Origin of the sequence: Microcoleus sp. MOSTC5 (assembly GCF_036701825.1) — a bacterium.
In the GTDB taxonomy this organism is placed as follows: Bacteria; Cyanobacteriota; Cyanobacteriia; order Cyanobacteriales; family Microcoleaceae; genus Microcoleus; species Microcoleus asticus.
Map to the genome: position 1 here is coordinate 54,548 of NZ_JAUBRK010000012.1, position 21,481 is coordinate 76,028.

The following is a 21,481-nucleotide window of genomic DNA, read 5'->3' on the forward strand; positions in this document are numbered from 1 at the left end:
TTAAATGTGAACCAGCTTCAAATCCACCGACAATAACAACATTTTATCCTCAATTTTTTGCCTGACGGCCGGTGTCACCTGACAATTATCGCTGTTGAGGCATTCCACCAGCAAGTTGTGGGCATAGTAATACTGTTTCAGCAAAGTTTTCTGTTGGGGGCAAAAGTTTCGATTGTAGCCGATCGCACTTTTTAATTTTGCCAGCCAACAGCGACCGCAATCTTTGCGCCACTTTTTCCAGTCTTGCAAATCAGGCATTTGAGTCTGAAATTGTCCCAGCAGTTGTTTAAGTTCTGGTTCAATATCCAGCGTCAAAATGCCAACCAAGATATCCACCGCATCATTATCAAAAGCCAATTTCAGAGACTCGTTAACCTCCGCCAATTCTACATTTTTTCGCGCCTTGGCCAAACAATTCCGAAACTTGCGAACTTTCGATCTATCAAACTTCAGACTCGGATCGAGGACGCGAGTCAAAGCCAAATCGAGCACGCAAACTAAGGCAACATAAAAAGCGCGAATTTCTGCCGGTTTGAACTTCCTTTGCACTAACTGAGACTTGTGATTTGCCCAGATTAGCAACTGCTGCAAAGTTTCATCTTTAGCGGCCATACTGTCTAATTTTTGTTGCATCAGCAGCAAAAGTTCGTCAGCAGGTTGCAAAATGCTGACAACTCTCACAAATTCATTTTTCCACTTTTTGTCTGTAATCCGGGTGACCAATTCTGGCAGCGATTCTGGGTTGGCACTGTCAATCAGATATTCTGGTTGAGTGTCGGTTTCCTCTAGCAGTTCGTCAACTGCGCTTTTGATAAAGTTATCCACCAACCAGTCGCGGGTACGCGAGAAATTGCTCTCCAATTCCAGGTAATGACTGCCTAATTTTGCCTTAAAGTCTTTGGGAAAAATCTCTTTAGCTACCAACATATTTTTCCACCGACTTAGCTGGCTGGCGTTGCGTTCGGGAAAGCGGTTGTACAGATAGTCGATCGCGATCGCATCTAGAATATCCGCACCCAGGATTTCCCGCCGTTTCACCTCGTTTTCTGGTCCTATTTGTCGCCGCTGAGTTAGACCCCGACGCTGGCTAACAGTTGGTTCAATCAAGTGCTGAATCAGCCAGTTTCCCCCACGGAAAAAATCGCGATCGAACTCCAAGTAAATCGCGCCAAACAAAGCCTCAAAAGTCTTCGCCAAAATTCTATTGTACTGACTTTCTTCTGTTTCTTTTCGATTCCAGACGCGCCAAGATAGTTCCTTTAATTTCAAATTTTGTGCAAATTCCGCAATTTTTTTCTGGTCTGCTAAACGAGCTTTTAAGGTTGAGATAGCATCTGGATCGAGTTCTGGATATTCGCGGTACAGGTAATCGGTAACAACAGCACCGAAAATCGCTCCGCCTAAGAGTGACAGCCGTTTGTACTTAACCTCTTGCCAAGCGGGAGACTCTTCGGGGCGATCGGGGTAATCGCTGGTATAGTAACGGCAGTTCAAGGCGATTTCCAGCAGTTTTGTCTGCTGAAAGCTGCAAAGGTCGATCGCTGCTTTAACTGCGTCAATATCTACCTTTTTACTTTTTATTAGCTCTAATTCTTCTTCACATTTTCCCCACTTTTCCAACCAATCACCGCCAGCATCTTCAACATACCGATCCACAAAATCTACGCCGTAATTCATCCATTCATCCTGCATTTTTCTGGCGGCTTCCAGTTCTTCCCTGACTTTCTGCAAGTTATTTTCAACAGTGTTCGTACCTTGTACTGTCATAGTATTGATTTTGATGTTGTATTTTGATTTTATTTCCAACAATTTCACCGCGATTAAATCAAATCTCAATTGAATTTAGGCCGTGTTGCTAGTTATTTTACAAGATTGATTTGTGCCGTAAATCTTCCCGTCGCTTAACCTTCGTATCAAACACCTGTTGCCACCGTCTGGCAGACCCCTCCCGGAACTCGAAAAGGGGGAGGAATAATCTTGGTCTGTTTTCCCTTTTGCGGGAAGCTGGCTGGGGGCTAGCTTTGTTGCATTGTCGAGAATTGTGCAATATGTGAGTTAGTCAAAATTTCTTTATTCACCGAGTTGGGAGCAGTCGAACTATTCTCAGCAGCATATCTGCTTGATTTACGGGAACTTGAGGTAACGACCTGCGGGCAAATTATCGCTATTATATAATGCTATGTTAACTAACTGGTTCAGGAAATTTTCATCGTTTCTATCATAACTTAAAAATAATCCTCTGTCAATCCCCCAACCTTGAAGAGTTTGTTGCCAATTTTGATATTTTTGTTCAGAGAACTCATCCGAAAGAGTAGTCACTTGGATGCAGAGGGGCTGCTGTTGGCGGTTGCTAACGATCGAATCGGTTGCCATAGAAAGATCGGCAACATATCGATACAAAACAGTGCCTTGGCGATCGACAATTCGGGCTGCGATCGCTCGAATGACGAGATCGTCAGCCGGATCGAATTTACCTGCTTTCAGTTTTTGTTTCCAGATGTAAAATTTGCGATCGTTTTCGCTCAGCCATTTAGGAAATAGATAGCTGTACCAATACCTTTCCCCCGGAGTCATTAACTCAAAAGCGGCTTGCTGTTCTATTCCTGAAGGTAGAGATTGAACTGCCAGCCAAACCTGAGAATCTCGGATAAGCTGCAGCAAAAAAGCCATCACAAATTTTTTAGCAGTTAGCGAACCGGGTTTAACATCTTTCACCCAGCGATTGATTTCATCCAATCTTCTCGCCAAACTCGGATCTATTGGATCTGCTTCGCTAATTAGGGAGTTGAGCTTATCCTTAATCTCTTGTGCTTGCAAACGACGACCTACTGTACAGACTAAAGCAGAATTGTTGACACCTCGATTTTATTATAGAACCGCGCAAAATTTTCACCGCTGATTAGGTTGAACGCATTAGACTTGTTGCAAAATTCAGAATCGGAAATTTTTAACCGCAGATCAACGCCAATTTACGCAGATGGGTGTTGGCTTTGGCAAAATGTCTATTTTTAATTGTCCTGTGCCTCCGAACTCGAAAAAGTTGCTAACAATAATGTTAAGTCATCATCGGTGCGTTCGGAAACGCGGGGCGATCGCAAAAATGACTCTAATTGCTGTTTCGCATCTTCTTCTTCTTTCCACTCGCCAGAAAACCGAAACAAAGGCGCAAAAAACGGCTTGTGCGGCGTGCCTTCCGGGATTTTGAGAGCTAGCATTTGCAAGCCGTCGGAAAAAACGGCTAAGTGCCGCAGTTTTTCCCGCAGTACCTGAAATTGCGCTGTTTCGATCGCATTCGGCGAAATCAAAAAGATAGTTTCGTTGATGTATTCGCCGCAGGGAGGTACAGTCAGGGCGATCGCATTTCCTGCACTGTCACCTGCTACCGCCGCACCGTCGCCGATTTGAGCAACTGCGATTAATTCTGGCGTAGCAACAACCGCAATTAAAGTGCAGGCTAAATCTCTCGCAGCCACTTCCCGCGCAGCCGCTTCTGCTTCCACCTGCGCCCGCGCAACTTGCAGTGATGCTGTCAAGAATACTTGCCATTCGCCGTCATTTTGAGGCAGCCTTTCCTGTTGCTGGCAAATCGTTTCGACAACCGCTTCCACAGCAATTTTGGCCCCAACTTCTGCGAGTGCTGCCGAACCCGCGCCGTCGGCAACCGCTGCCGCTAAAACACCGTTTGGCAAGAGACGCCAGCAGTGGGCATCTTGACAAGGCTGCGATCTTTTTTCGTGGCTCGTACCTATCACCGATGCCGCTACAACTTGCCAATTAAAGGATGAATTCTGCATTAATTACTCTTTAACTCAAAACTTCGTAAATTCACAACTATGCAAAGTCTGAACGGGTTTATTTATCCCTAATTACAGCACTTTTCTGGGTTCGTAGGTACTAGCCCTTGTAGGGACACGGCACTGCCGTGTCCCTACGGCACTCTTACTAATGACTAATGACTGATGACTAATAACTAAACTGTTCCCCATCCGGGTGGCGGCAGTGCTACTTGTTCATCAATTTTTGAGTGAGAAACTCTTTGCATACTAGCCGACAGCCAGATGAACATCTCTCTAAAGTCTAATCCTCTCAATTTTACAGGCGTGCGCTCGACAATTTGCCCGAGACGGGCGATATTAGCACCTTCCACTCCGACTGCAAAAAATGCCACGCGCTTGTTAGTTTCTTCCTCTTTAATCCGCTGTGCAGCTATTTCCACAACATCGTCTGATTCACCTTGAGGTTCGCCGTCGGTAATCATAAATACCCACGGGCGGTAGTAGGTAATGCCGTTGTTGCGGTATTCGGATTTGCGGGCCGCAATGGTATCTAATGCTAGCTGAATCCCTGCGCCCATGTGGGTTTGTCCTTGAGCTGTCAGCAGTGGCGTCTCGAACTGGTCGGCGGTCACGAAGTCTTGCACGACTTTGATATGATTGTCAAATGAAATAATCGCGACTTCGACTCGCTTTTTAGCTAGTTCGTCTTTAATGAGGTCATTCCTAAAAATTTCCAGCCCCTCATTCAAGGCATCTATGGGTGCGCCTTGCATGGAGCCGGAGGTGTCCAGCAGGAGGACGCAGGGACAGCGCGGCTCTGGGTTTTCGGCAAATTCTACGGCTTCGTCTAGTCTCATGGTTCGGGGTTGACCTGGGAGTGGCTCGATTTCTAGGTTTGTTACTTTACTGTATCAAGTCAGTAACAAATTTAAGTGCAAATTGCTAGGGCGATCGCATTTTACCATTTGCGTCAATCGATTTTCGATTTTCGATTTTCTATTAAAGAATAGGATAGTTGCGGTCAAAAACAGAAATTTGCTGCTTGCCGTGGTACGATCGACAAATCGCCGAACTGCCAAGTCAGGATCAATCTTATAATTCCCCAACTCAGGCAATAATTCACCTTCGAGCCTTTTTTTTGTGCAATAAACCTAACTTAAAATATGAAATCTGTTTCTGAAAAAAAAGCTATTAGTCCTTGGAGTTACAAACCTTGGTGGTGTCAGCCTTGGTCGATTCTTTTGACAGGCACGAGTCTGATTTCCGGTAGTTGGTTTTTATTAAAAACTGTTTGGATAACTGTTTTAGTCGCGATTCCTTTATTAGCCTGGATGGGTTTTTTCTTGTTAGTTTGGCCGAGGTTGATGTTGTCTAGCGGAGTTTTGGATTCCGATGCAGATTAGGTTTTGGTGGCGCGCACGTTATGTTTAGGGTAAGGTGCGCGGTCATTGGTGTCAACTTAACGTTAAACCCTCAGTCCGGCTCTTGTTTCAACAAGAGCCTCAAAGCGAAAGTCCTCGCTATGAGGACTCATGAGTTCTTCAGTCCTCTTTGAGAGGACTTTCGCTATAAGACAGGGAATTCATTCCCTGGCGGACTGCCGAGTGAGCGGGAGGACTGGCGGACTAAAAGCTTCAGTTGACAGTAATAGTGCGCGGTGCACGCCCTACCTTTGAGTGTTTCGCAGTCTAGGTTTGCGGGTAATAGTCTTGAATTGCTTTTACTTGCATCGGGTGGGATTTGAGCGATCGAATTCCCGCTGCTGTCGCTTTGGCACCGGCTATTGTTGTAATAATCGGGATTTTGTAAGTCAAAGCTGTGCGGCGGATAAAGATTCCGTCGGCCCGGGATTCTTCACCGGAAGGTGTGGTGATAATTAGTTGAATTTTCTCATTCTTGATCGAATCCAACAAATTCGGCCGCCCTTCGTGCAGTTTCAATTCCAAATCTACCTCTAAACCTTGTTCTCGCAAAACTTTGCGTGTTCCGTGAGTTGCGACTACTCTGAAACCCAATTCTAAGAATTCCTTGACAACGGGTACAACTGCTAGTTTGTCCCGATCGCGCATCGAAACCAGCACGGTTCCAAACAGCGGCATCATTTGTCCCGCGCCGAGTTGAGCTTTGGCAAATGCTTTGCCAAAATCGGTATCAATTCCCATTACTTCGCCAGTCGATCGCATTTCTGGCCCTAACAAGGTATCAGTTCCCGGGAACTTAGCAAAGGGCAATACTGCTTCTTTTACCGAAACATGAGTGGGTATAATCTCTTTAGTAAAACCCAAAGCTTCTAAAGTTTTGCCGGACATGACGCGCGACGCCATTTTTGCTAAGGGAACTCCGATCGCCTTGGAGACAAAAGGCACTGTTCGAGAAGCGCGCGGGTTAGCTTCCAAAATGAAAACTTGTTCCCCTTGAACGGCAAATTGAATGTTCATCAACCCGATCACTTTCAGGGATTTTGCTAATTCTACAGTCCAGCGGCGGATTGTTTCTAAAGCTGCGTCCGAAAGCGTTTGGTAAGGAATAGAACAAGCAGAGTCGCCGGAGTGGATTCCCGCTTCCTCAATGTGCTCCATAATACCGCCGATCGTCACATTGCCAGTAACATCAGCGATCGCATCTACATCCACCTCGATCGCATTCTCCAAAAACTTATCAATTAAGATCGGATGATCGGGTTCTACCAGCACGGCATAGGTCATGTAACGTTCCAATTCCGTATCGGAATAAACAATTTCCATTGCACGCCCGCCCAACACGTAACTCGGCCGCACCACCACCGGATAACCGATCCGTTGAGCTACTATTAAAGCATCCTCAAAACTGCGGGCCAAACCGTTAGCTGCTTGCTGAATATCCAACTCCCGCAGAATCTTTTCAAATCGCTCTCTGTCTTCAGCAGTATCAATGGAATCCGGCGAAGTGCCCCAGATTTTGGTTTGTACGTTGGGGTGATTTTCCAGAGCTTTTTGTAAAGGAACCGCTAATTTCAGCGGCGTTTGGCCGCCAAACTGAATAATTATTCCCTCTGGATTTTCGGCTTCGATGATGTTGAGAACATCTTCTTTGGTTAGCGGTTCAAAATACAGGCGATCGCTCGTATCATAATCCGTCGAAACCGTCTCCGGGTTCGAGTTGACCATAATTGTCTCAAAGCCGTCTTCTCCTAGGGAATAGGAAGCGTGACAGCAGCAGTAATCAAACTCAATTCCCTGTCCGATCCGGTTGGGCCCGCCACCTAAAATCATCACTTTTCGTTTGGTAGAAGGCAAAACTTCCGACTCCGGCGCGAGACTGTGGCCCACAGGCGAAATTTTCTTTTCTTCATCGCCCAATTCCCAAATTGCAGCTCCCGCTTCGTAGGTGGAATAATAATACGGTGTAAACGCTTCAAATTCAGCGGCACAGGTATCGACGGTTTTGTAAATCGGAATTACGCCTAACTGTTTGCGGTAAGCGCGGACTTGATCTTCCGATGTTTTGGTGGCGTAAGCAATTTGGCGATCGCTAAAACCCAACTGCTTTACTTCAAACATTGTCTCTTTTGTCAACTGTTCCAACCGCGTTCGTTTCAAGAACTTCTCAGTTTCCAGCAATTCCTGCATTTTATCCAAAAACCAAGGGTCGATTGCTGTGAACTCGAAGATATCTTCGACCGACATTCCCATCATCATCGCGTGGCGGACTGTAAAAATGCGATCGGGATTTGGCGTCCGCAATCCGGCGCGAATTTGTTCCAAACTCGGCAACTTTTCCGGTTTGTCGCACCCGAAACCCGCGCGGCCAGTTTCCAATCCCCGCAGCGCTTTTTGGAAAGATTCGTTGAAGCTGCGCCCGATCGCCATTACCTCCCCAACAGACTTCATTTGCGTTGTCAGAGTCGGTTCGGAACCGGGGAACTTCTCAAAGGCAAATCGGGGAATCTTCGTCACCACGTAGTCAATTGTCGGCTCAAAAGACGCCGGAGTTTTCTTGGTGATATCGTTGGAAATTTCGTCTAGGCTGTAACCTACCGCTAATTTTGCCGCCATTTTTGCAATAGGGAAACCAGTTGCTTTCGAGGCTAAGGCGGAGGAACGGGAAACCCGAGGGTTCATTTCAATAACGATGAAATCTCCGTTGACAGGATTGACGGCAAATTGAATATTGGAACCGCCAGTTTCAACTCCGATTTCGCGAATAATTTTCACCGAAGCATCCCGCAAGCGCTGATATTCTTTGTCTGTGAGAGTTTGCGCCGGGGCAACGGTGATAGAATCGCCGGTGTGGACGCCCATCGGGTCGAGATTCTCGATCGAACAAATAATCACCACATTATCTGCCAAATCCCGCATTACTTCCAGTTCGTACTCTTTCCAACCAATCAAAGATTGTTCGATCAAAATTTGCGATACTGGACTGGCATCAATCCCGCCTTGTGCCATTTCTTCAAACTCTTCTTGATTGTAAGAAATGCCGCCTCCCGTGCCGCCCATTGTAAAAGCAGGACGAATAATTAACGGATAACTGCCGATTTGGTGACCAATTGCTTTGGCTTCGTCAAGAGTGTTGGCAATTCCAGAAGGGCAAACGGCGACCCCAATTCGCGCCATCGCTTCCTTAAATAATAGCCGATCTTCTGCCATTTCAATTGCTGGCAACTTAGCGCCAATCAACTCGACGTTGTACTTTTCTAAAACGCCATTTTTAGCGACGGCAACTGCTAAATTTAGCGCAGTTTGACCGCCCATTGTCGGTAAAATTGCTTGAGGTCTTTCTTTAGCAATGATTTGTTCGAGGATGGCAGGCGTTAGAGGTTCGATGTAAATGCGATCGGCAGTTTCCGGATCGGTCATAATTGTTGCCGGGTTGGAATTCACCAACACTACTTCAAAGCCTTCTTCTCGCAAAGCTTTGCAAGCTTGTGTCCCTGAATAGTCAAATTCGCACGCTTGACCGATAACAATTGGGCCGGAACCAATCAGAAGAATTTTTTTTAAGTCTTGACGGCGGGGCATAGGTTCGTAATTGGTAATTGGACAACGTTGAGGATTAATTTGATATTTTGCATCAGTCTGAGAAACAGGCTTTCTAAGCTGTTCCCCCAAAAGCTTACTCAAAATAGTGCAAGTTTTGTTGTTAAGTTGAAATTGTGCACCATTCTCAGCATTTTGGAAGCAGAACCTCGCAACTCCGGCTGACAGACACCCGCAGCCAACCAGAAATATTCATGAGAAAAGGGTGCAGTCGATCGGTAAATCAAGACTATTTTAAGTGTTCCAGTGAAATCGTGTTCTAAAATACACAATCCCTGTATTCCGCCTGATTAATCATTGTAGAGACTTCGACCAAGGCGTGTCCTGACTGTGGAGAACGGGTAGAATTAACCGGGTTGGATGATGAAATTTCCCGTAGCTTGCGGGCGGGACGCCATCGCCCTCTGAGGATGTGACAATCGTATATCTAGCCATGTAGCCGCGGCGATGGAGGACACGGCATTGCCGTGTCCCTACCTCATTTAATCCAATTTTTAGGCTTTGCGCGATCGGCGAATGAGTAGGCTAATCACTTGTCCCGGCTTTGCACCTCGCTGCGGCGGGCTCCAATCCCCGACGGCGGCAAATCCCAGTCGGTACAAGGTGTGGATGGTTTCTAACACGGCTGCGCGGGAACCGACAACCGTTATCCGCACGACTTCCTGTTCGGATACTGCTGAGTCGTCATTTGGACGATCGGAAAAGTTATCGTCAGGCACGAATTCCTGTGACATAATATGGTCTCCTGGTTTTTGGTTTTCTAGGAAAACCCAAAAACCCAGCCGCCCCGCACGGTAACACAGAGCAGGGCGGCTACAGAGAATGTTAAAATTCTCCATTAGCCTCCAGACTGGTTAGCTCAGTTTGGCGGTTAGCTGTCCATTGCTGTTGGTAGCAGCTTTGGGCAGTGCAACTAGATTTTTGAGCGACGCGGGCTGCTTTCTCTTCGAGCAAAGCAGCCTTAATTTCAAAGCGTAGCCGCAGATGGGGGCCGCCGTCAATCGATTTTAGATTTTAGATTTTAGATTTTAGATTGGGGTTTTCCTGCAACAACTCAATCGATTTTAGATTTTAGATTTTAGATTTTAGATTGAGATTTTCCTGCAACAACTCTCGGGTCTCTCCGGTCTCTCCCCCTCTCCGGTCTCTCCGGTCTCTCGCCCTCTCCCGTCTCCCCCTCTCCCACTCTCCCCTTCTCCGGTCTCTCCCCCTCTCCCTCAACCCAACCTACTAGATGAGGGAATGCGCCGAGGAAGAGGTAAAATATGGAATCGTTCCAAAAGCTTAAAATCAAAAAACTAAAATACAGATATGCCTAGAACACAAGTGCGAATATTCCTTGCACCTGCTGCTTGAGGGCAACCACATCAATTTTAGATTTAAGATTTAAGATTTAAGATTGTCCTCCAACAACTCTCTCCATCTCCTATGCCTAGAACACCCAGCGAATATTCCGTGCACCTGCTGCTTGAAGGCGGCCATCGCGAAGAAGTGCGTTTCGCAACGCTGCAAGATTTTCAAAAGTGGTACAGCAGTACGCTGGTGCCGAAACAAGATTCCAGAGAATTTCTTAACGTCCCGATTAAAAATATTCAAGGCGAATACATGGTAGTTCGGCCTACCAGCGTTCTCGCAATTCGCGTAGAACCGATATTTACTTCTAGCGTCGAACGATACGATGAATAAGGAAAATAATCAATTGAGTAGGAAAGATTGGAAATTGAGCAAGATTTTTCGCTATCAGCTATTAGCGATCGCCTGTTGCGTTTTGGCGATCGCTTTTTCGGTGCCCGCCGTTGCAGTTGCGCCGCTGCAACCAATTAGTCTAAATCAATTGCAAGCTGGCGAATCGGACGATCTCGCCTTTGACTCTCAAATCTGGGGCGAAAATGGCAAATCGGGCGATCGGGAATTGCTGTTAAAGTCGATCGACAACAGCCTCCGCTATCTCGATACATCGGCCGCCGGCAGTGCTTACAGCCGCTATCCAGTAGCAGGAGTTACGCGCGATCGAGTCCGCCGTTCCCTCGATCGGTTCCGCCAATTAGTTGTCAGTTCCACAACCCCAGCACAACTTCAGGAATCTGTTAAGCGCGAATTTGTATTTTACAAATCCACGGGCAAAGACGGCAAAGGAACAGTAGCATTTACAGGTTATTTCGAGCCGACTTACGCAGCATCTCGCACGCCTAATTCCGAATACCGTTATCCCCTGTACCGGATGCCGCCAAACATGGCATCTTGGTCGAAACCTCACCCGACAAGATTGCAATTAGAAGGCGAAGATGCTTTGCAGGCAAGTAAAGGATTGCTGCGAGGATTAGAATTAGTTTGGTTGCGCGATCGATTCCAAGCATTTCTCGTGCACGTCCAAGGTTCTGCGAGATTGCAGCTAACAGATGGTAGCGTGATGACAGTCGGTTTTGCAGGCAAAACCAGTCACAGTTATACAGGAGTTGGACGAGAATTAGTTAAAGACGGAAAGTTTACTTTAGAACAGTTAAATTTGCCGAAACTAATGGAATATTTCACCAACTTTCCCGCAGATATGAACAAGTATTTGCCGAAAAATGAAAGCTTTGTATTCTTCCGGGATACTAACGGAGTTCCAGCTACAGGCAGCATTGGAGTGCCAGTAACTGCCGAAAGGTCGATCGCCACCGATAAAGCCTTAATGCCCCCCGGCGCACTAGCATTAATTACTACGAAACTTCCCTATCCGAATGCGGCGGGAGAACTCGAACAAAATGCCGTGAATCGCTACGTTTTGGATCAGGATACTGGCGGTGCAATCAAAGGTGCGGGGAGAGTTGACGTATTTATGGGAACCGGGAATTTAGCGGGCAGTCGCGCCGGTTATATCAACTCAACTGGAGAACTGTATTATCCGCTTTTAAAGTAGATTAATTCTACTTCATGTGATTGTTCGCTGTGCATCGCAATCCCGGACACGGCAGTGCCGTGTCCCTACAGATATCTCCGACAATCTATATGTAATCCTACTTTTGATAATTGCTATAAAATAGAAAATATCCACCCTCCAAACCCCACAAATGCTAAACAAAATTCTGCAATTCTTCAAACGACTAATTCAGCGAATATTCGGAACCCCAACCCCACCCTCCCCGCCGACAAATACTGCCATCCGCCCCACCCTAACTGATGCGGAATACGAGTCAAAATTCATGGAAATTCTCGAAGGGGTGAATGCCGGCTGGAGTCGAGGGGATGTAGCGGGATTCTTAATCGCAAAACGCCTTAAAGATGGTGAATTGGCTGCTTGGTTGCGACGGTTTGGGCAAAGATTGTTAGAGGGCGAACATGATGACACCGCTGCTACGGATGCCGTGGCATCGCTTCAGGAATTGGCGCAGCGGCTGGTATTGTTAGGTAGAATTGGCAGCGGGGAATTGTCAGAGGTTGCGAGGCAAATTGGGCGGGAGATATTGACACGATTTCCGCTGCCGGAGGCTGAGGAGGAGGATGCAAAGGGGAGGGTTATTGAGGCGGTTTTTGTTGGGGATGGTTTGGGTTTTTCAGGGGAAGTGAACCGCACAGGCGCTGAGGATGTGGAGGCAGAATCGGAAGTTAATGCAGATGCTGAGGCGTGGTGCGATCGAGGGAATGAGCAGTATAATTTAGGAAGATTTGAAGAGGCGATCGCATCTTATAACCAGGCAATTGCTCTCAAACCAGACTACCACGATGCTTTGCACAACCGAGAGGTAGCGCAACGTAAGTTAGGCGAAATTAAATAGGCGAACTCGCTTGTATCCAGCATTTTGGCTAGGTATTGCGAGCCGTATGATACTATTAAGAATTAAGCGCAGTTTCCGTAGCTAATTATAATACAGTGAAAATAGGAGTTTTAGGACTGAACTCCTCACTAAAAACTTAATTGATAATAGGTGCATGGCGCACCGTACAATAGGTTTATACTATTAGGATTAATCCCAAATCCTTGCATCCAAAACCCAAATCGAATGACACAAGTAATCGGCATTGACTTAGGCGGAACCGCAATTAAACTCGGCAGATTTAGCGAAGACGGCATTTGTCACCAATCCTTAACAGTCCCAACTCCTCAACCCGCTACACCAGAAGCCGTTTTAGGCACAATGACAGATGCTATTTTACAACTGAATCCGGCCGAAAATGCTGTAAGTGCGATCGGCATCGGCACTCCAGGCCCTGCAGACGCCGCAGGCCGCATAGCCAGAGTCGCAATTAACCTCAAAAACTGGCACAATGTCCCCCTCGCTGACTGGTTGGAAGCTAAAACCGGACTGGCAACTATATTAGCAAATGATGCCAACTGTGCCGGATTGGGAGAAGCTTGGTTGGGTGCAGGAAGGCACTTTAAAAACCTAATCTTACTAACTTTAGGTACAGGAGTCGGCGGTGCAGTTATCCTAGACGGCAAACTATTTGCAGGCCATCAAGGCACGGCAGGAGAACTAGGATTGATTGCTATAAATCCCGACGGCCCGGAGTGCAACAGCGGCAATCGCGGTTCTTTAGAACAGTACGTTTCGGTGCAGGCAATTCGCCGGCAAACTGGTTTGGAACCTTTAGAATTAGCAAATTTAGCTAAGTCTGGAGATGCCAAAGCTTTAGAATATTGGCAAAATTACGGGCGCTATCTGGGTATAGGTTTGGCAAGTATAATTTATATTTTAACGCCGGAAGCTATTATTATCGGCGGCGGAATTAGTGCTGGTGCAGAATTTTTCTTACCGCAAGTTCAAGCAGAAATTCAGCAACGTGTACTGCCGAGTTCTCGCGAAGATTTGCAGTTATTGGTTGCTGAATTGGGCAATCAAGCAGGTATGGTAGGGGCAGCCAAATTAGCTTGGCAGCTTGTTCAATAGTTAAAATAAAAAAAAGCAGCGCATTTTACTGCGCTTTTTTAATATCTAATCTTAGGGTGCAACCTAAGCATTTTAGGTCAAATAAAATAAAATGAATGTGAGGAGTTACTAAACATAGTCTCCTTCATTGTTCATGCTTATAACTAAGGACTAATGACTTCTTCATGGCAGAGATTGTCCAGTCGTATTTTTAATGTAGTCCTGAATTTCTTGATAAGCTTCCGGGTTGCTTTGGCGGAGGATAACAATATTAGTTGCGCTGTCAGGCAGGCTAAAGCTTAGCCGACCGTTCTGCTCGCAAGCAAAAGAGCTTATTCGACTCATATCGATCGCAAATTCTTTGCGGTCATAATTAATTTTAATCCACGAGCCTCTAGAATTGCGGTCAATAGTTTTTTTGAGGTAATCGAGAACTTGCTTGTAAGCCTCATAATTGCCTTGGGGATTGAGGATAATCGGCTGACTGCTATTAGGCAGCCAAAAGGTGAGACGCTTGTTATCCAGTTCGCTAGAAAAAGCACTAATAGTGTCAAGGTCAATTATGTATGTACTTTTCTCATAAGTAATTTTGCTCCAATAAGCCACAAAGCCTCCTCAAACCTGTGTGTCCTGGTATTTTAGGATAGTTTGACAACTCATACCATTTTAGATTTTAGATTTTAGATTTTAGATTGGGCATGACTGATGACTATCGGGGTTTGGAACTTGCCTAAAGTTGCATTTTTTTGTGAAACTGGTATCACCCTTAAAATCAAAGCGAAAAAGTTAACTAAAAATATCAGCATTTTTACCTTCTGCTGAATGCCTTTTGCCTTCTCCCTTCGGGTACTAGCCCCCCCAACCCCTATGCTAGGGCTGGGGGATGAGGTTTTTCATTGTTTGAGAATGCTGCCCGATATCTAGTCCGGTAAGTGCGACCCGAATCCAATGCGATTGTTGGGTTGGGCGGGTGAGAGTACGCTCGATAGTCTGCCTGATTTGAATATTGTGTACTCTCACCTGCCCCTACAGACATCTAATATATCAGAACTAATCGATCGGACATGATATCAGATCAGTTTCCTGCTGCGAGTTTCCCGGCCACCAAGTCGCGCCCCTCAACTTCTAAAAAATCCTGCTTTCCCTGGATGCTTGCCGCCTCGATAAACCCCTGAAACAAGGGGTGGGGGGCGCTAGGTCGAGATTGGAATTCGGGGTGAAATTGACAGGCTATGAAAAAGGGATGGTTGGGCAATTCGATCATTTCTACCAATCGGCCGTCGGGAGATGTCCCGGAGACTGCATAACCTGATTCTAAGAAAAGATTGCGGTAGGCGTTGTTAAATTCGTACCGGTGGCGGTGCCGCTCGTAAATCACTTCTTTCTGATAAAGTTTGAAAGCGAGGGTGTCTGGGTTGACACGGCACGGATACAAACCCAGCCGCATTGTACCGCCCAAATCGACTACATCGAGCTGTTCTGGCAATAAATTAATTACCGGATTTGCGGTATCTGGGTCAAATTCAGCGCTGTTGGCATCCTCTAGTTGGGCGATGTTGCGGGCCCATTCAATCACAGCACACTGCATCCCCAAACACAATCCCAAAAAGGGTATTTTATGGTGTTTGGCATATTCGATCGCCGCTATTTTGCCGTCTACTCCCCGAATCCCAAAACCTCCGGGTACAAGAATGCCGTTGATATCTTTGAGATAATTTTCGAGGTTTCCCGATTCTAAATCTTCTGAGTTAATCCAATGCAAATTCAGGTCGCAGCCGATCGAGATTGCTGCGTGCCGCAAAGCTTCCACCACCGAAAGATAAGCATCGTTCAACCGCACGTATTTGCCCACCAAAGCAATATCAATCTTGTGGTTGGGACTGTAAAGTCGGTTGACTAAGGTTTGCCACTGAGTCAAATGGGGTTGCCGCGGTTCGAGTTGCAGCAAATTGATGCTTTGTTCCGCTAAACCTTCCTGTTCCATCATCAGCGGCACTTCGTAGATACTTTTGGCATCTTGAGCGGTGATGACACATTCTTCGGGCACGTTACAGAATTCTGACAATTTCTGTTTCATGCCCAAAGACAGCGGGCGATCGCACCGACAGACTAAAATATCTGGTTGAATGCCGATCGACCGCAATTCCTTCACCGAGTGCTGAGTCGGTTTAGTTTTCATCTCCCCAGCCGAAGGAATCCAAGGTATCAGCGTGACGTGCATATACACAACATTTTGCCGCCCCACATCCTTGCGAAACTGGCGAATTGCCTCCAAAAATGGCAAAGATTCAATATCTCCCACCGTTCCGCCGATTTCCGTAATCACCACATCGGGGTTAGTATTTTTTGCTACTCGGTGAATTCGCTCTTTAATCTCGTTAGTGATGTGCGGAATCACCTGCACCGTACTCCCCTGATACTCGCCGCGGCGTTCTTTGTTGATCACCGCTTGATAAATGGAACCCGTGGTGACGCTGTTGAGGCGAGACATGGAAGTATCGGTAAAACGCTCGTAATGTCCCAAATCCAGGTCTGTTTCCGCACCGTCTTCCGTCACAAAGACTTCTCCGTGCTGAAACGGGCTGAGAGTGCCGGGGTCAACGTTAATATAAGGGTCTAGCTTCAAAATAGAGACAGAATAGTCCCGCGACTTCAATAGGCGACCCAAGGAAGCAGCGACAATTCCCTTGCCGATGCTGGAAACCACGCCGCCGGTCACAAACACAAATTTGCTCATAGGATTTTCGACTTTAGATGTTTTAATGCCAGGTCAGACTCAAATGTGACATAGGTAATCCATAAGGGCAACCACGGGGGATTGCCCCTACACCCATTTGACCCATCATTGACGATCGTTATGTGCTTGCAACCAAGTTGTCAAATCTGACACACTGGCAAAGTCTAATAGTGCCTCTCCTAGATTCTCTAATTGCTGAGCGGATAACTGAGCGATGCTGATTTTGAGCTCCGGCGACAGCAGGCCGACACTGCGCTCCAACTGACGAACAATTAATGTCATATTTCCTTGTTTGATGCCTTGTTCGATGCCTTGTTCGATGCCTTGTTCGATGCCTTGTTCGATGCCTTGTTCGATGCCTTGTTCGATGCCTTGTCTTATTCCTTGTTCTATCCCGATTCTGGTAGCTTTGGTAATTGCCCCGCGCTGGTCTTGAATAAAAATTTCTCGCCTTTCTAAATCCTCCAATTCATCAGGATCGAGATTTGCTTCATTGGCAATTGTAAAAGCTTTGCGGAGTTCGGGTACATTTCCCAACTCTTCCGGCACAGACCTTAACGTCCGAGCTGTTTTCATGAAATATATCCACTTATCAGTCAGAGTTTCTAATTCTGCTAAAGTCTTGTCAAATTTGGGCAACTCAACAAATACAAATTCTAATTCATCCGCCAAATAATCGACCAAGTTGTTTTTCTCTTTGATACAAAACCGCGAAATTACTGTTTCCAGATGCTCAAACATTTGGAAATCTGTTATCGTCAAGGCAATCACGGGATTTAACAGGTTGTAGTTTTCTCCGCTTTTCAATTGCACTGAGTAAGCTTTGGTAGCATTGTATAAAATTCGCTTTTCAAATGATTCTACATTCAACACCTGCATTTCAATGATCACAGTTTTGCTGCCACTAATTTTAGCTTTTACATCCAAATAAGTATCTTTGACTCCTTTGATTTTGGGAGCTAAATAAGGGTCAATAATTTCTAAATCTTCGATGACTGGCTGTGCTTCGTAGAGGATGGCATTCAAGAAACTAATCAAAATGTCCTTACTGTCAGCAGATCCGAAGATTTTTTTAAAGGCAAAGTCGGTTTTGGGGTTAATAAAATTCATGGCTTTTTCAATTTATTAGAGATTGAGAGGTTGAGGTTAGAGTGATTTAATTATTTAACTATCATACAATTTTGTAGTTTGGCTTCGCGGACGATCGCCCCAACCGACATCACCCCAATAAGGATGCAAGCCGACAGCAGTCGCCCACAGCAATCATGGCTCAAACAAAAGTTCCAGCCCCCTCAAGCGCCTGTAGAGTCAATCTAAAATCGGCACAGGCCCTGAGTCATTGTCCCAAAAAGCTAACTCAGGAACGTTTCGCCAATGGTAAGGTCATGATTAACAAAGCACCTCAAATCTGCTAAAAAAAAACAGCTATGAAGTTTGTCTGCGTTCTATCCCGTCAACGGTTGTTTTCTGCTGGTATCGCATTGCTCGCTGCGATCGAGTGTGGCGCGTGGCTCGCTCCAAATGCGGCGCGGGCAAAAGCTCCTAGGGAAAATTATTTGTCTCTGTCGCCGAAAATCCTCGCTAGTAACGATGTTAAGTGCAATGGGGCGCGATCGCCACAAAATCGGTGTCCAGTCGGCGGTTTGTTCGTCAAAACTCAAAATACGGCCAGAGAACAAGTCTTTCCTCTCAAGCAGACTGAAGTTAAAGCCAAAATTGCTGGCAATATCTCCCGCGTCGAAGTTGTTCAGAAGTTTGAAAATCCTTTTCCCGAATCTTTAGAAGCTGTTTATGTATTTCCTTTGCCCGACGAAGCGGCGGTGGACGATATGGAAATTAAAATAGGCGATCGCACTATTAAAGCTGATATCAAACTCCGCGAGGAAGCTTTGGAAATTTACGAACAAGCCAGACAGCAAGGTCGGACTGCGGGTTTGTTGGAACAAGAACGCGACAATATTTTTACTCAGTCTCTGGCGAACATCAAACCCGGAGAAAAAATTGAAGTTACGATTCGCTACACCGAAAGTCTCAAATTTGCCGGTGGCGATTACGAATTTGTGTTTCCAATGGTGGTTGGCCCGCGCTATATTTCGGGAAATTCGACCGATGCCGATCGCCTTAACCCGCCTGTCTTGCCTCCGGGAACGCGATCGGGTCACAATATCGCTGTTTCGGTAGAAATAGATGCCGGAGTGGCGATCGGCGATGTCCGATCTACTTCCCATCAAATTACAACTGACCGCAGCGGCAATATTGTGCAAGTCCAATTAGCAAATTCAGACACAATTCCCAATAAAGATTTAATTTTGCGCTATCGAGTGGCGGGCGAAAATACTCGGGCAACTATTTTGACTCAATCCGACAAGCGGGGCGGTCATTTTGCTACTTATTTGATTCCGGCATTAAACTACAAAACTAATGAAATTGTACCTAAAGATGTCGTGTTTCTGATGGATACTTCCGGTTCTCAGCAGGGCGAACCGCTGGCAAAATCTAAGGAGTTGATGCGCCGCTTCATTCAAGGGCTGAATCCTAACGATACTTTTACTATTATTGATTTTGCCAACACGGCGAAAGCACTTTCAACAACTCCTTTAGCAAATACGGCTGCCAACCGACAAAGCGCCATTAATTATATCGACAAGTTGCAGGCTAACGGTGGCACTGAACTGCTTAACGGCATTCAAGCAGTGATGAATTTTCCGGGTGCGGCAACGGGAAGGCTGCGGAGTATTGTACTAATTACTGACGGTTACATTGGTAATGAAAATGAAGTGCTGGCTCAGGTTCAGCGGAGTCTGAAACCTGGAAATCGACTTTATAGTTTTGGTGTCGGCAGTTCGGTGAATCGGTTTTTGCTCAACCGGATCGCGGAAGTGGGAAGAGGCACGTCTCAAGTAATTCGTCAAGATGAACCGTCGGCAGAAGCGACAGAAAAGTTTTTTCGTCACATTAATAGTCCGGTATTGACTAATATTCAAATTAGTTGGGAAGGAGTGGGGGAAAAACCGGAAATTTATCCGATCGCACCCCCAGACTTGTTTGCGAGTCAGCCGCTAGTTTTGTTTGGGAAAAAGACCGATCGATCTAACGGTCAACTTCGCATCCGCGGCACTCTTGCGGGCGGCAAAGCTTACGAGCAGATTTTACCTGTTAATTTTGCTCAATCCGGCGGGCGGCAGCGGGAGTCTACTTCAGTCGCAGCAACCGCTACGGATTTTGGCAATCCGGCGGTAGCTCAACTTTGGGGTCGATCGCGCATTAAAGATTTAATGAATCAAATGTTTGGTGCCGAGACTAAATCTCTGGTAGAAGCTGTAACTAATACTGCTCTGACTTATCGCTTGCTGTCGGAATACACGGCTTTTGTGGCTGTGAGCGAAGAAGTGCGAGTCGAACCAGATGGAACTCGTCGCCGCGTGCAAGTACCTGTGGAATTGCCACAGGGTGTCAGCTATGAAGGTATTTTCGAGTCGGGAGGGGCAGAGTCAACTAGGGGCGGCATTAGGAACGCTACCCCGACTCGCGCCCAGGCGCCGGTGATGCCAGCTCCTGTTATGCCGCCGCCGCGGCAGCGAGGTAACGGTGAGTTGCAACCCTCGGAGCCAAAGGCTTCTCGCTGGGAAGTAGTTAGCGCAGAAGGGTTGGATGCCGGGGCGATCGCCGCTTTGACTCAATACCTGCAATCTGTTAATCTCCCGGCGGGGGTTAGCGGTGAAACGGTGTGGGAGTTATCGGTACAAGACGGCCGCGTTGCCCGAGTGGCGATAGATACTCAAACCTCGACGCTGCAAGCAACAGACGCCGTAGAGACTCTCAAGAGGGCCTTGAGTTCCTGGCAACCTCCCGCAGGATTAAAGGGCACGCTGCGTCTGAAGTTGCGAATTACGGTCGATCGTTAAGGAATGACTATCTATGTCAAGAAACATTAACTTTTAATTCAAAAATACCGAAAGGGGGATCGCTACCACGAGAAAGATATAAAATCTTTATTAAGAGAGCGCCTTAAAACAGAAACTAATGTTAACAGAATTTAACACTGTGAGGCAAACGCTGAAACAGTATAATTTCTGAAACAGTCTAATTTCTGAAACAGCCTTAAGATTAGAGATTTCTCGCTCGAAACCCCCCAATCATAGAAGGTATCACGCCCTATGGAAGTTAGCGAACTACTCAACAATTACGAAAAAGGAGAAAGAGATTTTGCTGGAGCCGAACTCAGCGGGGCAAACCTCAGCGGAGCAATCTTAATCGGAGTCAACCTTTCGCGAGCTAATCTTTCCGGGGCCAACCTCAGCAGGGCGTTTCTCACCAAAGCAACACTCAAAGGCGCACAGATGCAAAGAACAAATCTGAGTTTTGCCAAAATGGGAGAAACCAAACTCTCAGGCGCAGATTTGACAAAAGCGAATTTGAGCGGGGCTTTTTTGGTAAAAGCAAAATTGCCGAGGGTAAAATTAAGCGGCGCCACTTTAACGGGCGCAAACCTGCGCGGTGCTGCGTTGTGGAATGCGAATTTGTGCAGCGCCGACTTGCAATTAGTTAACTTGCTGGGCGCTAATCTGACAGGAGCTAATTTTAAATGGGCAAACCTTTACGGTGCAAGGCTCAACAGTGCAAAACTTTTTGGAGCTCAATTAACCGGAGTCAGTCTGCGGCGAGCGCAATTGACAGGGGTGAATCTCTGCGGTGCAGATTTGAGCGGCGTCAACGTGAGCGAAGCTAAACTAATGGGAGCTAATTTGGAAGGCTCGAATTTGGTAGGGGCGAATTTCAGCGCGGCTCAGTTGCGGGGGGTAAAGTTGGCGGGTGCAAACTTAACCGGGGCTAAGTTGAGGGGAAGTTGTTTGAGAGAGGCAAATCTGAATTGGGCGAAGCTGTGTCAAGCTGATTTGATGGCGGCAGATTTGAGTGAGGCGACGTTAATAGGAGCTAATTTAGATAATGCTTTATTGGCGGGAGCTATTTTGCCGGAATCTACTAGGCGCTACTTTTCCTTAGCTGGGGCGGGCCAAGTCAATTCTTGGGAAGTAGATGAGATTTCAAATGGGTAATTGGTAATTGCTAATGGGAAATTGTTGGCTATCGACCAATGAC

17 protein-coding genes are annotated in these 21,481 nt (G+C 46.5%); 7 read left to right on the forward strand and 10 right to left on the reverse strand.

Translation table 11 applies throughout. The features are described 5' to 3' along the window. The 4 genes from QUA54_RS08725 to QUA54_RS08740 form a co-directional block, all read right to left on the reverse strand. Entirely contained in the window at nt 1-1,767 is a 1,767-nt protein-coding gene (locus QUA54_RS08725) for a ribonuclease III domain-containing protein (RefSeq protein ID WP_333414188.1), read from the reverse strand. A gap of 357 nt (nt 1,768-2,124) precedes the next feature. Continuing rightward, entirely contained in the window at nt 2,125-2,817 is a 693-nt protein-coding gene (locus QUA54_RS08730) for a hypothetical protein (protein ID WP_333185320.1), read from the reverse strand. A 191-nt stretch (nt 2,818-3,008) separates the two neighbouring features. Continuing rightward, nucleotides 3,009-3,794, reverse strand: coding sequence for a PP2C family serine/threonine-protein phosphatase (locus QUA54_RS08735; RefSeq protein ID WP_333185322.1), 786 nt, complete (start codon nt 3,792-3,794; stop codon nt 3,009-3,011). A 176-nt stretch (nt 3,795-3,970) separates the two neighbouring features. Next, nucleotides 3,971-4,633, reverse strand: a complete 663-nt coding sequence (locus QUA54_RS08740) for a vWA domain-containing protein (RefSeq protein ID WP_172192353.1) — start codon at nt 4,631-4,633, stop codon at nt 3,971-3,973. Nucleotides 4,634-4,939: 306 nt separating this feature from the next. Here QUA54_RS08740 and QUA54_RS08745 point away from each other — a divergent pair, with 306 nt between their 5' ends. Then, on the forward strand, nt 4,940-5,179 hold the full coding sequence (locus QUA54_RS08745) for a DUF6737 family protein (protein ID WP_333414189.1): 240 nt from the start codon (nt 4,940-4,942) through the stop codon (nt 5,177-5,179). Nucleotides 5,180-5,464: 285 nt separating this feature from the next. On the opposite strand, the gene carB is transcribed toward QUA54_RS08745, so the two are convergent. The 3 genes from carB to QUA54_RS08760 form a co-directional block, all read right to left on the reverse strand. Continuing rightward, the gene (carB, locus tag QUA54_RS08750) at nt 5,465-8,776 is read right to left on the reverse strand and encodes a carbamoyl-phosphate synthase large subunit (protein ID WP_333414244.1); all 3,312 of its coding nucleotides are present in this window, start codon (nt 8,774-8,776) and stop codon (nt 5,465-5,467) included. 512 nt (nt 8,777-9,288) lie between these two features. Further along, entirely contained in the window at nt 9,289-9,528 is a 240-nt protein-coding gene (locus tag QUA54_RS08755; protein ID WP_333200621.1) for a hypothetical protein, read from the reverse strand. Between the two features lie 120 nt (nt 9,529-9,648). Continuing rightward, nucleotides 9,649-9,795 carry a hypothetical protein gene (locus QUA54_RS08760; RefSeq protein WP_333414190.1) on the reverse strand — a complete coding sequence of 49 codons (147 nt, stop codon included), beginning with the start codon at nt 9,793-9,795 and terminating at the stop codon, nt 9,649-9,651. A gap of 427 nt (nt 9,796-10,222) precedes the next feature. Between QUA54_RS08760 and QUA54_RS08765 the strand changes: the two genes are divergently transcribed. From QUA54_RS08765 to QUA54_RS08780, 4 genes are all read left to right on the forward strand, one after another. Continuing rightward, a complete protein-coding gene (locus QUA54_RS08765) occupies nt 10,223-10,480 on the forward strand; it encodes a hypothetical protein (RefSeq protein WP_172192361.1) in 258 nt (85 codons plus the stop codon). A gap of 13 nt (nt 10,481-10,493) precedes the next feature. Then, on the forward strand, nt 10,494-11,696 hold the full coding sequence (locus tag QUA54_RS08770) for a murein transglycosylase A (protein ID WP_333414191.1): 1,203 nt from the start codon (nt 10,494-10,496) through the stop codon (nt 11,694-11,696). A 151-nt stretch (nt 11,697-11,847) separates the two neighbouring features. After that, nucleotides 11,848-12,552: a tetratricopeptide repeat protein gene (locus QUA54_RS08775; protein WP_333414192.1), complete on the forward strand. Its 705-nt coding sequence runs from the start codon at nt 11,848-11,850 to the stop codon at nt 12,550-12,552. A gap of 225 nt (nt 12,553-12,777) precedes the next feature. Beyond that, nucleotides 12,778-13,665, forward strand: coding sequence for an ROK family protein (locus QUA54_RS08780; protein ID WP_333414193.1), 888 nt, complete (start codon nt 12,778-12,780; stop codon nt 13,663-13,665). A gap of 162 nt (nt 13,666-13,827) precedes the next feature. Here the strand turns inward: QUA54_RS08780 and QUA54_RS08785 are convergent, their stop codons facing one another. From QUA54_RS08785 to QUA54_RS08795, 3 genes are all read right to left on the reverse strand, one after another. Next, nucleotides 13,828-14,250: a hypothetical protein gene (locus QUA54_RS08785; RefSeq protein WP_333185336.1), complete on the reverse strand. Its 423-nt coding sequence runs from the start codon at nt 14,248-14,250 to the stop codon at nt 13,828-13,830. A 469-nt stretch (nt 14,251-14,719) separates the two neighbouring features. Then, on the reverse strand, nt 14,720-16,381 hold the full coding sequence (locus QUA54_RS08790) for a CTP synthase (RefSeq protein WP_333414194.1): 1,662 nt from the start codon (nt 16,379-16,381) through the stop codon (nt 14,720-14,722). 105 nt (nt 16,382-16,486) lie between these two features. Beyond that, nucleotides 16,487-17,491: an Rpn family recombination-promoting nuclease/putative transposase gene (locus QUA54_RS08795; RefSeq protein ID WP_333414195.1), complete on the reverse strand. Its 1,005-nt coding sequence runs from the start codon at nt 17,489-17,491 to the stop codon at nt 16,487-16,489. Between the two features lie 317 nt (nt 17,492-17,808). Here QUA54_RS08795 and QUA54_RS08800 point away from each other — a divergent pair, with 317 nt between their 5' ends. Further along, on the forward strand, nt 17,809-20,286 hold the full coding sequence (locus tag QUA54_RS08800) for a VIT domain-containing protein (protein WP_333414196.1): 2,478 nt from the start codon (nt 17,809-17,811) through the stop codon (nt 20,284-20,286). Between the two features lie 252 nt (nt 20,287-20,538). After that, nucleotides 20,539-21,438 carry a pentapeptide repeat-containing protein gene (locus QUA54_RS08805; protein WP_333414197.1) on the forward strand — a complete coding sequence of 300 codons (900 nt, stop codon included), beginning with the start codon at nt 20,539-20,541 and terminating at the stop codon, nt 21,436-21,438. Nucleotides 21,439-21,481: the final 43 nt, after the last annotated feature.